The sequence below is a fragment of the Micromonospora sp. L32 genome, assembly GCF_052068055.1.
In the GTDB taxonomy this organism is placed as follows: domain Bacteria; phylum Actinomycetota; class Actinomycetes; order Mycobacteriales; family Micromonosporaceae; genus Micromonospora; species Micromonospora purpureochromogenes.
On record NZ_JBQHDD010000001.1, the window covers coordinates 104,050 to 116,837 of the forward strand.

A 12,788-nucleotide genomic window follows, 5' to 3' on the forward strand; every position below is an offset into this window, starting at 1 on the left:
CTCCCCCGTGGGGGCGGGGCGGCCGTCGCGTCTCAGCCGGCCAGCAGCGCCAGCATGATCACGCTGGCCGTCACCAACGCCGGGAGCAGGCAGGTCAGCGCCCCCAGCCGGGCCGTCCGGTCCAGCCGCTCGCCCGGGCGCGGCGGGAAGAGCCGACCCACCGCCACCCAGCCCGCCCCGAAGGCGACCGCCGGCATCGGCAGCCCGACGACCAGCGCCACGAGGCTCGCCGCGCCGGCCCCGGCGGCCGCGAGGACGATCAGCTGGACCATCGGTACCAGCAGCGCCAGTGGGCCGTACACCAGCAGGTTGCGGGCCCGGGGCGGCCAGGCCGCCGGTCGCAGCGGACCCCGCGCGGCCAGCGTCGCGTCGGCCGCGTCCGCCCAGCCGCGGGCCACCCGCAACGCGGCCAGCACGGCGGCCGGGCCACCGACCATCGACCGGGCCGCCTCGGTCAGCTCCGGCGGCGTCGGGGTCAGCGTGATCGCCGGTACGCCCAGCTCCCGCAGCCCGGCCTGCTGCGGCGCCAACCGGGCGTGCAGCCCGGCCAGCTCCTCGCGGGCCGCCTCCACCGCCCGGGCCTGCTCGGCGGCGGCGGTGGCGGCGGCGCGGCGTACCCCGTCCAGCTGCCGCGCGGCGGCCAGGTAGTCCGTCCAGGCGGCGGCCACCGCGCCGACCGGCTCGTTCCCGATCCGCTGCCGGACCGGCGTCGCCGGGGACGCCTCGTCGACGCCCGCCGCGCCGGCCCGCTCGTCGCGCCCGCTCACGCCGGCTCCTCCCCGTCCGCGAAGGGCACCAGCACCGTGCCCCGCTCACCCGGGCCGTCCCAGAGCACCACCCGGCCGGGGCGCGGCCGCCACTCCACCGGTCGCCCGAAGACCGCGCCGAGCATCGCCCCCGGCACGTCCACCGCGGCGACCGCGGCCAGCTTGTCGACCTCGCCGTCCGGCTCCAGCAGCGCCGCGAACGGCGGCACGGTACGCCACCAGCCCAGCAGGTGGATGCCGGTCGGCGGACCCTCGCGCAGCAGCGTGCGCAACCGCTCCACCGGCAGCTCCTCCGCCGTCGCCAGGTCCACCCCGAACACCACCAGGTAGGCCGGCCCGTCGCCGTCCATCGCCGCCAGCAGGCCCGCCGCGTCGACCGTCTCCACCCGCTGCCGCTGCGCCAGCTCGGTCGCCAACCCGGCCGCCAGCGCGGCGGAGCCCTCGGCCAGCGCCGCGAGCACGAACCGGGCGGCACCCGGTGGATGGTGGGCAGCGGTGCTCCGCGCGGCGTTCGCCAGCAACCCGGCCGCCCCCGTACCCGCCCCGAGGACGGCGAGGTTGCGGCCGGCCACCGGGCCGAGCGGGACGGCGACCGTCGTCCGGGCCACGTCCACCGCTCGGCCGAGCAGAGCGGCCGGCCCACCGGCCCGGCCGGCCAGGGCGGCCCGCAGCCGGGGGTCGTTGCGCAGCAGCGGCCGGGCCCAGCCCGCGAAGACCACCGGCGGGATGGTCCCCTCCGGGCGGGCCTCGAAGAGCCGGTGCCGGAGCTGCTCGATCGTCTCCGGGGCGTCGTGCGGGTCGGGGAAGCGGACCAGCCGCTCGTGACCCCGGGTGGCGCCGCGCGGCCCGCCCAACCCGCCCGCGGTGTTGACCACCGCGCTGCCCACCGCCAGGCCCGCCGCCGCGTCGTTGGTGGGCGCGAGCACCGCCCCGCCACCGGAGAGCGCCACCCGCACCGGGAACTGGCCCAACACCGAGTCGCGCGGCGCCGGGCCCGCCCCGATGCCCAGGTCACCCGCGCCGGCCAGCACCAGGTGGATGCCGTACGCGCGCCCGGCGCGGGCCAGGCCGTCCAGCCGGGCGAGCACGTCCGCGGCGACCGGATCCCGGGTCGCCAGCAGCAGCGGGAAGTTGTCGATCACACAGACGATCCGGGGCAGCGACTGGTGCTCCCGCAGTTGCGCGTAGCGCTGCCCGCCGGCCCGGGCGCCCGCCTCCTCCCGCCGGTGGGTCTCCGCCGCCAACTGGTCGAACAGGTCCCGCACGTACTCCGGGTCGGCGGCCATCGCGGCGGCCCGGACCTGCGGCACCCACGAGCGGTCCCGCTCGGTCTGCAGGAACTCCACGAAGGACTCGCCGTCACCGAGGTCCACCAGGTGCAGCACCAGCTCGTCCGGGCCGTACCGCGCGGCGAGGCCGAGCAGTGCGTTGGTGAGGAACGCCGACCGGCCGGCGTCGGAGCGACCGCTGATCAGCCAGTGCGGCGTCAGCTCGGTGAAGCCGACGGTCACCGGCCGCCCGTTGGCGTCGCCCACCGTGGTGGAGAGCCCGTCGGTCGAGCCGGCCTGCCAGAGCGGCTCCTCCGGCGGCGGCAGCAGCTCGGCCAGGCAGAGCCGGGAACCTTCCTCCACCTGCGCGGCCAACCGCCGGCAGACCTGCCCGATCAGGTCCGGCCCCGGGTCCTCGTCCACGAAGACCGGAGAGTTCAAGCCGCCCGGCCCGTCGCCGCCCGGCCCACCGAACGGGCTGCCGGGCGGATCGCCGAGCAGCGCGTACGCGGTCCGCAGCTCCAGCCGGGTGGCCTCCGGCAGCGGCGGGCGGGCCGCGTACGGGCCGGGTGGGGGCCAGCCGGCGACCACCAGGTGCAGGCCGGCGGGGCGGCCCTGGGCGGCCAGCGCCTCGATCCGGGCCAGGTCGCTCGGGCCGGTCAGCTCCGGCAGCCCGGCGATCACCAGCAGCAGCGTCCGGTCGTGCCGGCGGGGCCGGCCGGTGCCCGGGGAGACCCATTGCTCGGCCTCGGTCAGCACCGCCCGCAGGCCGGCCACGTCCACCGCCGGCGGCGGCAGCAGGCCCGCGTCGGCCAGCGGCGCGAAGGACGCGAAGGTGTCGCCCGCGCTCGCGCCGTCCACCGCGCGTACCAGCAGGCAGCCGGCCGGCGTCGCGGCCAGCAGCCGCAGCAGTACGGCCCGGAGCAGGCCGACCGCCCGGGGCTCCCGGGCATCGACGTCGAGCGTCAGGTGGCCGGCGCCGAGCAGCGGCACCAGCGCGGGGAAGCGCGCGTCGTCCAGCGGGGCCGCGGTGCCGACCCGGACGAACGGCGGGTTCTCCTCGCCGGCCGGGGTGTCCGGCGGCAGGGTGTCCAGCGGGGCACCGGCCCAGCCCGGCGCGAGCACCGTCGCCGCGGTCCGCAGCCGATCGGCCAGCTCGTACTGCCGGCGCTGGTCGGCGGGGGCCGGGCGGGTCTCGTCGAGCACGCCGGCGGCGGCTACGGCGGTGGCGGCGGCCCGCCGGTGCAGGGCGGCGGCACGGTTCGTACGCGACTTCGGACCGGCCACCGTGTCCACCCCTCTTTCCGAGGTTGGAAACCTCCCCGAGCCCCGACGGTATCCCAGGTCCGACCGCTCACCCGGGAAGCGCGGCGGTGCGGGACCGTCTTGTCGCAAAGCGTGGCGAACTCTCACGTCACGGGTTCGTCCTGTCACGATCCGCAGGATCTGGGGCATTGGGTGCGGGGCGCTCAGCCGATAGCCTCAGGGGGTGGAATCAGTGCAGCCCCCCGCCGGTTCCCAGGTCTCCCGCGTACCGGCGCAGCGGACCCCGCCGGACCAGTTGGCGCCCCCGGCCGCCCCGCCGGCGCCACAGCAGCAGCCCCGCCGGACCCGCACCGTCCTCACCGTGGTCGCGGGGGTGCTGGCGCTGCTGTGCGTGAGCGGCGCGGTGATCGGCTACGTGCTGTACGACCGAGCGACAGCGCCGGACCGCAGCGCGCCGGACGTGGTCGTCGTCAACTACCTGCAGGCGGTGTTGGTGGCGCGGGACGACAGCAAGGCCAACCTTTTCACCTGTGGCGGTCCGCTGCCGGCTGTCGATGAGTTCCGAGACCGGATGGCGGCCCGCGAGCAACAGCTAGACACCGCATTTTCCGTCAACATCGAGAACGTCGCCGTAACCAAAACCGGCGACAAGTCTGCCGTCGTCGACGCTGTCATCAGGAGAAGCGCCACGATCGACGGTGTCCAGCAGAGTCTGACGGACACCTGGCGCTTTGAAGTCGCCGACCAGCAGGAGGGGTGGCGGGTCTGCTCGGCTGCCTCCGCCTAGCGCTTCACTCGATCCACAACAGGTGCACCGGCACCTCCAGGGTGGTCGGTGGCTGCCCGCGCCAGGCCCAGCGATACCACTCGAGTTCCGGGGTGACCCGGACGCAGATGTCGCCGTCGGCGCCGGAGTAGGTCTCGGTCACCGCGCGCAGATCCCGGTGCTCGACCGAATCCTCGACGTGCACCACCCGCCGGCCGCTGACCGTGTCGGCCTCGAAGACCGGCGTCGGTATCCGGTTGGCCGGCTCGTCCAACGAGACCAGCCGGATGCCCTGCTCCCGGGCGGCCGCCCCCGGCGACGGGCGCTCGCCGAGCGTCTCGACCCAGACCCGCTCCACCGGGATCAACGGCGCGAACACCTCGACCTGGTCGGACTCGGCCCGGTACCACTCGTGCTCGGGGATCACCGGCACGTAGGTGCGGCTGCCCTGCACCACCCGCTCGTCGGCCCGCAGGTCACCCCGCCAGCCCAGGCCCGGCAGCCCGACCAGGACCCGCCGGCCGCGCAGCTCGACCCGCCCGGTGGCGGGCACGATCTCGACCGGCCGGGGGGTCAGTGGCGCCCAGTCGGGCTGGCCGGCGAAGGGATCCGGCAGCGGACCGGTCATCGTGCTGCTTGCCTCACGCTCGACCCGTTGAGGGGCGCACCCCGCTGCCGCATGAACGGCACCGGGTCGATCGCCCCATGGGAGCTGCGGTCGCCGTCGCGGTGCACCTCGAAGTGCAGGTGCGGGCCGGAGGAGTTGCCGCTGCTGCCCACCCGCCCGATCACCTCACCGGCCCGCACCTCCTGACCGGGGACGACCAGCGGCTTCTCCACCATGTGGCAGTAGCGGGAGATGTACCCGCCGGCGTGCAGGATGTCGACGAACCAGCCGCAGCCGCCCTTGCCGGGGTAGCCGTCTACGTCGCAGTCGAGCCGGCCCCGGTGGTCGGGGTCGCAGCGCGCCACGAGCACCCGCCCGGCGGCCGCCGCGTGGATCGGCGTGGTCCCCTTCGGCGCGCCGATGTCCACCCCGTTGTGCTGCGGTCGGCTCGCGGTCCGGAAGCCCGAGCCCACTCTGCCGGGGATTGGCGAGGTCCAGCCGGAGGCGGCGATCGTCTCGGCGGACGCCCGGTCGCAGACGGTCTTGTCAGCGATCTGCACCGTCCGGGCGGCACCCTTGGCCAGCGCGTTCACGATCCGGCCGGCGGTGTCCTCGTGCTTGGCGTACGCGTCCGGGTAGGCGCTGATCTGGACCCGCTGGGCGGCGAGGGTCAGCGGGAGCCGCTCCCAACCGTCGACCTTGAGCAGCTTCTCGTAGAACTTGCGGGCGGCGTAGTCCGGGCTCATCCGCTGCGCGACGCTGCCCCAGCCGGCCCGCTGCTGGAACAGGCCGACCGAATCGTGGTCCGCTCCTACGCCCTCGTTCGAGTACCGGCCGGAACCCGCGACCATGCTGTTGGCAAGGTTGCGGAGCGCGGACTCCTGCATGGCGGTCGCCACGGCGATCACCCAACCGCGGGGCGGAACCTTCATCTCCTGGCCGACCTTGATGATCACAGCAGCGTTGCGCATCTGGGTCGGACCGTACTTGGCCAGTCGAGGCATGTCACCGGTGACCTTGACCCGATGATCCTTCTCGCAGCTCAGTTCCTCGCTAGTCAGGTTCTTCTGCTCGTTACCGAGGTTGGTGAGGAAGAACGCCGCAGTGCCGCCACCGCAACAGAGCAGAGCGAGCGTCGCGGTGAGTGCGGAGAGCAGGACACCGAGGCGGAGCCGGCGGCGGAGGGGCTGATCCGCGCCCGCCAGGTCGGCACTCACTCTCGCTCCCAATCCACCGCATCGACCAACCAACGTCCGTCCGGTGCCACCAGTTCCAGACGGAGTCGCCCGGCATCAAGCGGAATCAGCACCTCGACGAAGGCTTCCGTGCGTGGTCGAACAGTCGGTTCACCGATCACCTTCACCGTCGGCACCTCCGTCGGGTCCACGCCGGTCAACTTCTCCGTCAGCGATACCGTCGACAGTGGCCGCAGGTTTGCCTGCCACTTCTCTGTTGTGGTGGCCGGTCCGCCGAGCCAGGCCGAGGTGAAGCGGTTCGCCGTCTGCTCAGGCGTGAGTTCCCCGGCACGCGTTTTGGGCGACTGTGGCAACGGCGTGCCGATCACGCCGTCGTCGCCCGTCTCCGGTTCCACCGTCGTGATGGGTCCGCGTGGCCGGCTGCTGAGCCCACTGGTCGAGTCGGCCGGGCCGCTGACCAGCCGGGCGGTACCAATCACTCCGAAGACCAGCACGGCGATCGCGAGCGCGATGCCGATCCGTGATCGCAGGACCCGGGTGACTAGGAACTCGATGCCTCGACGCATGCCGTCACCGTGCCTCGGACCGGATTCGAGGGCCGGGCCTGTTGTTGGCCGGTGCGCGCTCGGCCGAGTCGGGTCGGTACACCACGAAGGACGGCGGTTCCTCGGGCACGTCCGGCTCCGTCCAGCTCGCCGGCTGTTGCCGGCGGGGGCGCGGTGCGGAGGGCCGCTCGCCGCCACCGGACCGCACCTCCGGCTGCTCGGTCTCGTCCGCCCGCTCCCGGCCGTCGGGTCGTTCCCGCACGGCGAGAGTGGTGGAGGAGTGCGACGGGTCCTCCCGGCGGGCCTCGGGGCGCAGCTTCGACGGTTCCAGCGCCAGTCCGCGCCGCCGGGCGAGGGCCGGTTCGGCCGTGCCCCCCGGCTCCACCACGTCGAGCCGGGCGGCGACGCGCATGTCCCGGAAGAAGCGACGGTGCCAGGAGCCGGCCGAGCTGACCGCCTCGCTGCTGTCCTTGCCGCCGAGCTGGGTGATCCGCCGGTACGGCCGCAGCAGCAGCCAGCCGACCACGCCGCAGAGCCAGACCAGCACCACCTGCAGCCACCCGGGCAGGGTGGGAGTACTCATGATCAGGTCCACCGCGAAGAGGTAGATGGCGGCCCCGGTGCCGAAGATGGCGATGTTGAACACCGCCGCGACGACCGCGTTGCCGAGTCGCCGCAGCCCGGCGCTGGCCGGTCTCAGCAGGCCGACCGTGCCCAGGATCGGTGCCGCGATGACCGCCCAGCGGAAGATCAGGAAGCCGAGCAGCACCAGCAGGGACGCGGTCAGGTCGAACATCGCGAAGAGCAGCGAGGCAAGCACCGCGATGAAACCCGCTCCGATGCGGTCCATGTCACGGGTGCCCTGGAGGTACTCGTACGCCTCCGGATCTTCCCTGCTGATCTGCTCGGTGACTTTCATCCACTGCTGCTGCTTGGCCTTGATCGTGGCAGGGCGGGTAGCCGGATTCGCCCGGATCGACTTGGCTTCTCCCCAGGTCAGTGAGCGGGCGTCGTAGAGCGCGGGGCCGTACTTCTTCGCGGTTTCGCTGTCCGCGGAGCCGAGCACGCCACGCAGCCAGTTCCGGTAGAGCATGGTCTCGGTTGCCGTGTCGCTGGCGCGAACGGCCGGCGGGCGGAGGTCCTTGCAGCGGTCGGGATTGGGATCGATGCAGCGTCCCGGTGCCGGCTCCGTTGCCTGCGGACCCACCGCGTCGTGGACGACGCCGAGGGAGGTGATGAGCGTGCCGTCAGCGATGTTGGCGGACTTGACGGGCCAGGCGGCCAGGGCGGTCACCGCGACCATCACCAGCAGGGCCCACCCAGCGGTGGTCATCGCGTTGCTCATGTCCGACTGGCGGGAACGCCAGAGCAGGTAGAGGCCCACCACGCAGAGCGTGACGATGCCGAAGACGCTGAACACCTTCTGGTAGACGGCCTTGGTCGCCTTCTCCACCAGCGGGTCGGCCCAGCCCCACATCGAGCGCGGGTCCCACGCCCGCTCCCGCAGGGCGTTCGACGCACCGATGATGGCCGTGGCGAACATGAATTCGCCGTTGGCCACCGTCGTGGTGAACTTGTAGTCCGCATGAAGCACGGAGGATCCGCAGCCCAGGTCATACGTGTTGTAGCTGTAGCCGGCATAGCCGTAGAGGCTGTACCGCCCGGTGACTCCGCCGGTCGAGGACGCGGGTGGCTCGCTCGCGAACCACCCGGCCAGACCGGCGTCGGGAGCGCCCGGTGTGGGCGGATCGAGGCACTCCGCGCGAGCACTGGTCACGTCCTGCAGCTTGGCGACGCAGGCGCGGAAGTCGGCCTGCCACTCCTTGGTGCTGCACAGTTCCGCCGCCGCCTGGGCCGTCACCGGCGGGGCCGCCGAGGCCGGTGTCGCCCCGATCACCGGCCAGGCGATCGTGGCACCGGCGAGTACGCCGATCGCGAGGAGGAGCGCCGCGATCCGTGCCCGGGCCCTCGCCATGTCACGCCTCCAGGTCAGCCAGGACGGTCGGCAGTTGCCCGGCCACCTGGGCGACCCCGCCGGGGGTGGTGTCCAGGTGTGCCAGCAGCCCTTCGACGTACGACACGTCGACCCGGACCTTCTGCACCCGGCCGTCCACGTCGCGCATCACGAACTCGCGGAAGCCGAGCCGGTCCGCCGAGGTGGCGTCCACGGCCGAGAGGGAGGCGAGGGTGGCCTCGTACCCGTCGTCGACCGGCACCCGGAGCAGCCGCAGCGCCTCGGAGGCGATCTCGGCGTCCTCGGCGATCCGCCCGACGAAGACGGTGGAGACGAGGTTCTGCACGTCGAGGCCGAGGATGTCCTTCGGGTTCTGCGAGGCGACCAGGGCGGCGAGGTTCCACTTGCGGGAGTCGCGGGCGAGCCGGACCAGGAACGACCGGCCGGAGCGCCAGCCTTCCATGAAGTGCGCTTCGTCCAGGCCGACCAGCTTGCGCGACGACATCGACCCGCCGTAGCAGCGGCGCACCGCGAGCCGGTGCGCGGTGTGCAGCATCGGCAGGGCCAGCGCCTCCTCGGCGGACCAGTACTCCCGCTCGATCTTGAGGTCGGGGAGCCGGAGGCCGGCCATCGTGATCACGGTGAGCGCCGCATCGGCGCCGAGCAGCCCCTCCGGCGGACGGCCGAAGAAGAGCATCGCCAGCGGCATCTCGGCGGTGTCGAGCAGCAGGTTGGCCAGCTCCCGGCCGGCGTCGTCGTCCATCCCCTGCAGGCAGGCGACCACGTCGTCCAGCGTGGAGGTCTCCTCCGCCGGCACCTGGCGTACGGCGTGCCGGAACAGGGTCGCGGTGGACGCCTCGCGGGCCACCTGTGGCGGCACCAGCATCATGCAGATGTCCTGCACGAGCATCCGGCGCTCGGCCCGGGCGTTGGAGACCGCGATCTCGAACTCCCGGTCGCCCGCCGCGCCACTGCCGAACTCGCTGCGCAGCGGGGTGGGGATGAGCGAGTACGGGGCCAGCGTCCCGTGCTCCGACCCGGTCAGGTTGAGCACCCGTGCGTACGGTCGCAGCTCCGGCATCGCGCAGAGCCGGGCCAGCGGGCCGGACGGGTCCAGCAGGGTCACCTGCACCCCGCGCCGTGCGGCCAGGTAGCCGAGGGCACCGAGCAGGGTCGACTTGCCACCACCGGGTTCGGCGACGAAGACCGCCAGGCCGGAGCGTTCCCGGACCTCCATCGGGAAGTGCAGGTCGAGGAAGACCGGGCGGCGGCAGGTGCCGGCGGTACGCCCGATCAGGTCGCCCCGGCGGTCGCCGACGGTGGAGGCGGCCTGCGGGAGCGCGGCGGCGAGCAGGTTGACCGGCATCCGCCGGACGTAGCCGGTGTTGGCGATCGGCTCGCCGGGGATGAACTCGCGGGCCAGCCAGTCCTGGCTCTTCGGGTGTTGCAGCGAGATGCGCAGCTCGCGGGAGTAGAGCTGGATGAGCCGGCGGGCCCGTTCCAGGCACTCCTCCCTGGTCCGGCCGCCGACCGCGATCCGGTGCCAGCCGTGCGCGCGGGCCGAGTCCACCGGCAGGCCGGTGGTCATCTCGTCGCCGATCACCAGCGCCCGCTTGGCCAGTCGTTCCAGCTCGGGCGGGGCGTCGATGCCGTGCTCGGCGTAGTCGAGCTGCTGCGAGCGGATCATCCGCAGCCGGTGCTCGAGGTTACGGAAGGAGTCGCCGGAGCCGAGGATGTCGACCCGGGTGGAGATCTCCATCGGCCAGGGCAGCCGCTCGTGGAAGTGCAGCCACGGCTCGTGCCGCTCGGGGATCTCCAGCGGCTCCATCCGGCCGACGGCGAGCACGGCGACGTGCCGCTCCTCGCCGGTCATCCGGTTGACCAGCTTCACCGTGGAGCCGTACGGGGTGCGGTACCGCTCGACCTGCTCGGTGAGGGCGAGCAGGTCACCCCGCTCCCACCGGCCGTTGGTCACCGGGGAGAGCGTGCCGGGGGGCGCCATGCAGAGCGCGACCGAGCGGTAGAGCAGCCATTCGAGCTCCTGCGCGGTGACCCGGCGGCCGCGCATGCCGAACGCGCCCAGCACCTCGTCGAACTGCTCGACGGTGCGGCCGAGCCTGCGGCGCTCGCCGTCGGCGGTGCCCCGGCCGAAGGTGCGCAGCAGCCGCTCGGTGAGCGAGTCGCCGAGCGAGCGCCGGGCGAAGGTGACGCCGAGGTAGGTCTGCCCCTCGGCGTGGTTGACCGACATCAGGTGCCGCTGGGCGGCGACCAGGTGGTCGGCCCAGCCGGGCGTGCCGGGGACGTCGGGCAGCGGCGTGGCCGTGTGCGCGTCGATGGTGCGGGCCCACTCGTCGGCCGGGAAGGGGCGGGTGGTGCGGCGCAGGTGCAGCCGGAACCCGGCCAGGCCGGCGTACTGCTCCGAGATCGCCGAGAGCAGCGCCTCCCGTTCGGCGTCCGGGCGGAACGCCCAGCGCACCTCGGGCAGCCAGTACCAGGCGGTGACGGTGTTGGGGGTGAAGGTCAGGTGGCCGGCGATCTCGGTGATCGCCAGGTCGATCGACGGGTCCCGGTCACCGAACTTGATTTTCGGAGGGCGTACCCGGACGGGCTTGGCGGGGGTGCGCCGGCTGGCCGCGCGCTGGCGCGGCGGTGCCAGCTCCCGGGACGCCCGTTCCGCCGGCTCCTGCGGTCCGGGCTCGGCCAGCTCGCGCCGGCCCGGTTCGGCGATCGCGTGCCGGGCCGGCTCCTCGATCTCGCGTCGTGACGGCCCGACGGGCGCAGACCGGGGCAGCTCCTCCGGCTCCGGCCAGTCCGGCTCGGCCGGCTCGGCCGGCTCGGGACGGACCGGTGCGACGGTCTCCCGGCGGGCCCGCGCGGCGGCCTCCCGCCGGGCCCGTTCGACGGCCTCCCGCCGGCTGCGTTCGGTGGCCTCGCGCGCGGTCAGCGGCTCGGCGGGCAGCGCGCGCGGCAGGCGTGGCGCCGGGGTCTCCGCCGGTCGGTCCGCGACCGGCTCGGCCTCCGCCGGCGGGCGCAGCACGGGCAGGCGGTCGCCGGGCTGGTGCGGGACCCGGGTGCGGGCGGGTCGCTCGGCGGCCGGCGCCTCGATCGCCGCCGGCGTCTCCGGCGCGATGGCGGGCTGCGGCGGGGCCGAGGCGGGGGGCGCCGGCTGGTGTGGGATCGGCGGGTGCTCCCGGCCGCGGCGGGGGGACGACACCGGGGGCGGCGGGCCGGGGCGCGGGGGCGCGCCGGGGCCGCCGAAGAGGTCGAGGAACGGGGAGTCGATGTCGGTGCCGTCGCCGACGAGCATCGGCGGGCCCGGCTCGACCGGCGGTACGCCCCGGCCGTTCGCCGGCCGCGGTGGCTGGAAGACGCCGACACCACCCTGTCCCGGACTGGTCACCAGGGCCGCGTCGGACGGCTGCTCATCCTGGATCTCCTCCTCCGGGTAGTCGAGCGACCGCGCACGGTTACCGTGCGGGGCGCTGTGACGTCCGGCCGGGAAACCCGGCGTGGAAGAGCGACTCATGCGACCGCCTCACCCGTGTGGTTCGACTGCCCGATCGACGTACGCCCGGTCATGCCAGTTCCTCCCGGATCCTGATCCGGCTGCCGACCAGGCGGGGGTCCCGCAGCTCGGCGGCCGGCTCCCGGGTGCGTCGCCAGTCGGTCAGGGCGGTGCGGATGACCATCCGTGCCGGCCGGTCCGGGTCGACGTACCGGAAGATGAACGAGGTGCTCACGATGGCGAGCGCGATCTCCCAGGCGGGGAAGAGCTCGACCTGCAGCGTGAACAGCCAGTGGATGAACATGTAGAGGGGTACGAGCAGCATGAACAGGCCGTACTGGGCGTACGGCAGGTGGACGGGAAGGGTGTAGCCGGGCGGCCCGAGGTAGACCAGGCGAGCCCGGTAGATGTCGTCGTCGGTGCGCAGCCGCATGTCTCGCCCGGGCCTATTCGAAGATCAGGTCGATCAGGTAGTCGCCGACGAAGAAGAGTGTGGCCGCCCCGGCGATGAAGGCCAGGCCGACGATCGCGATGGCCGAGCTGGTGAGCACCTTGGAGATCTCACCCCGGCTGGCCCGGCCGATGAAGATGACACCGAGCACGGCGAGCAGGATGGGCGCGATCTTGCTGGCGAAGAAGGTGACGACGCCGTTGGTGTCGATGCCCTTCGGAGCCTCTTCGGCGAGCGGTGTCGTCGCCAGGGTGTGCAGGGCCTGCGCGACGCCGGACGTCGCCGTCTGCATGAGCTCGAAGGCGATCACTGGAACCTCCCCATGTCGCGGCCGGCGGTGCCGCGGCGGTGCAGTAGGCAAGCCTGGCGGGAAATGTGCTCACTCAGCGCAGCGTCGGCGACGCTACGTTCGTTACCCACCACGGAGAGTGGTGAGCTTTGGGGGATTCTTCCCGCTTCGGCC

The 12,788-nt window shown here is 73.7% G+C and carries 10 protein-coding genes; 1 reads left to right on the plus strand and 9 read right to left on the minus strand.

Features of this window, described 5'->3' with window-relative positions; all coding sequences use genetic code 11:
* Positions 1–32 precede the first annotated feature (32 nt).
* Positions 33–767 carry a hypothetical protein gene (locus ACTMTB_RS00425; protein WP_441141976.1) on the minus strand — a complete coding sequence of 245 codons (735 nt, stop codon included), beginning with the start codon at positions 765–767 and terminating at the stop codon, positions 33–35.
* The gene (locus ACTMTB_RS00430; RefSeq protein WP_441141977.1) at positions 764–3,331 is read right to left on the minus strand and encodes an FtsK/SpoIIIE domain-containing protein; all 2,568 of its coding nucleotides are present in this window, start codon (positions 3,329–3,331) and stop codon (positions 764–766) included. Before ACTMTB_RS00430 ends, ACTMTB_RS00425 begins: the two co-directional genes overlap by 4 nt.
* 202 nt (positions 3,332–3,533) lie before the next feature.
* Here ACTMTB_RS00430 and ACTMTB_RS00435 point away from each other — a divergent pair, with 202 nt between their 5' ends.
* Positions 3,534–4,088: a hypothetical protein gene (locus tag ACTMTB_RS00435; RefSeq protein WP_441141978.1), complete on the plus strand. Its 555-nt coding sequence runs from the start codon at positions 3,534–3,536 to the stop codon at positions 4,086–4,088.
* A gap of 4 nt (positions 4,089–4,092) precedes the next feature.
* Here ACTMTB_RS00435 and ACTMTB_RS00440 read toward each other — a convergent pair whose 3' ends face one another.
* Genes ACTMTB_RS00440 through ACTMTB_RS00470 form a run of 7 tightly spaced genes read right to left on the minus strand, consistent with a single transcriptional unit; the run spans position 4,093 to position 12,635 of the window.
* Positions 4,093–4,695 carry a hypothetical protein gene (locus ACTMTB_RS00440; protein ID WP_441141979.1) on the minus strand — a complete coding sequence of 201 codons (603 nt, stop codon included), beginning with the start codon at positions 4,693–4,695 and terminating at the stop codon, positions 4,093–4,095.
* The gene (locus tag ACTMTB_RS00445) at positions 4,692–5,879 is read right to left on the minus strand and encodes a M23 family metallopeptidase (protein WP_441142590.1); all 1,188 of its coding nucleotides are present in this window, start codon (positions 5,877–5,879) and stop codon (positions 4,692–4,694) included. Before ACTMTB_RS00445 ends, ACTMTB_RS00440 begins: the two co-directional genes overlap by 4 nt.
* Positions 5,880–5,887: 8 nt before the next feature.
* Positions 5,888–6,436, minus strand: coding sequence for a hypothetical protein (locus ACTMTB_RS00450; RefSeq protein WP_441141980.1), 549 nt, complete (start codon positions 6,434–6,436; stop codon positions 5,888–5,890).
* 4 nt (positions 6,437–6,440) lie between these two features.
* Positions 6,441–8,390, minus strand: a complete 1,950-nt coding sequence (locus ACTMTB_RS00455) for an MFS transporter (RefSeq protein ID WP_441141981.1) — start codon at positions 8,388–8,390, stop codon at positions 6,441–6,443.
* A 1-nt stretch (position 8,391) separates the two neighbouring features.
* Positions 8,392–11,895: an ATP-binding protein gene (locus ACTMTB_RS00460; RefSeq protein WP_441141982.1), complete on the minus strand. Its 3,504-nt coding sequence runs from the start codon at positions 11,893–11,895 to the stop codon at positions 8,392–8,394.
* A 49-nt stretch (positions 11,896–11,944) separates the two neighbouring features.
* Complete coding sequence (locus ACTMTB_RS00465) at positions 11,945–12,307, minus strand: hypothetical protein (protein WP_067302246.1); 363 nt, start codon at positions 12,305–12,307, stop codon at positions 11,945–11,947.
* A gap of 13 nt (positions 12,308–12,320) precedes the next feature.
* Positions 12,321–12,635: a hypothetical protein gene (locus ACTMTB_RS00470; RefSeq protein WP_088959938.1), complete on the minus strand. Its 315-nt coding sequence runs from the start codon at positions 12,633–12,635 to the stop codon at positions 12,321–12,323.
* Positions 12,636–12,788 lie beyond the last annotated feature (153 nt).

Excerpts from the sequence above, each read along its gene's own strand:
- ACTMTB_RS00440 (WP_441141979.1), bottom strand. The coding sequence starts at position 4,695 with ATGACCGGTCCGCTGCCGGATCCCTTCGCCGGCCAGCCCGACTGGGCG.
- ACTMTB_RS00450 (WP_441141980.1), bottom strand. The coding sequence starts at position 6,436 with ATGCGTCGAGGCATCGAGTTCCTAGTCACCCGGGTCCTGCGATCACGG.
- ACTMTB_RS00455 (WP_441141981.1), bottom strand. The coding sequence starts at position 8,390 with ATGGCGAGGGCCCGGGCACGGATCGCGGCGCTCCTCCTCGCGATCGGC.
- ACTMTB_RS00460 (WP_441141982.1), bottom strand. The coding sequence starts at position 11,895 with ATGAGTCGCTCTTCCACGCCGGGTTTCCCGGCCGGACGTCACAGCGCC.
- ACTMTB_RS00465 (WP_067302246.1), bottom strand. The coding sequence starts at position 12,307 with ATGCGGCTGCGCACCGACGACGACATCTACCGGGCTCGCCTGGTCTAC.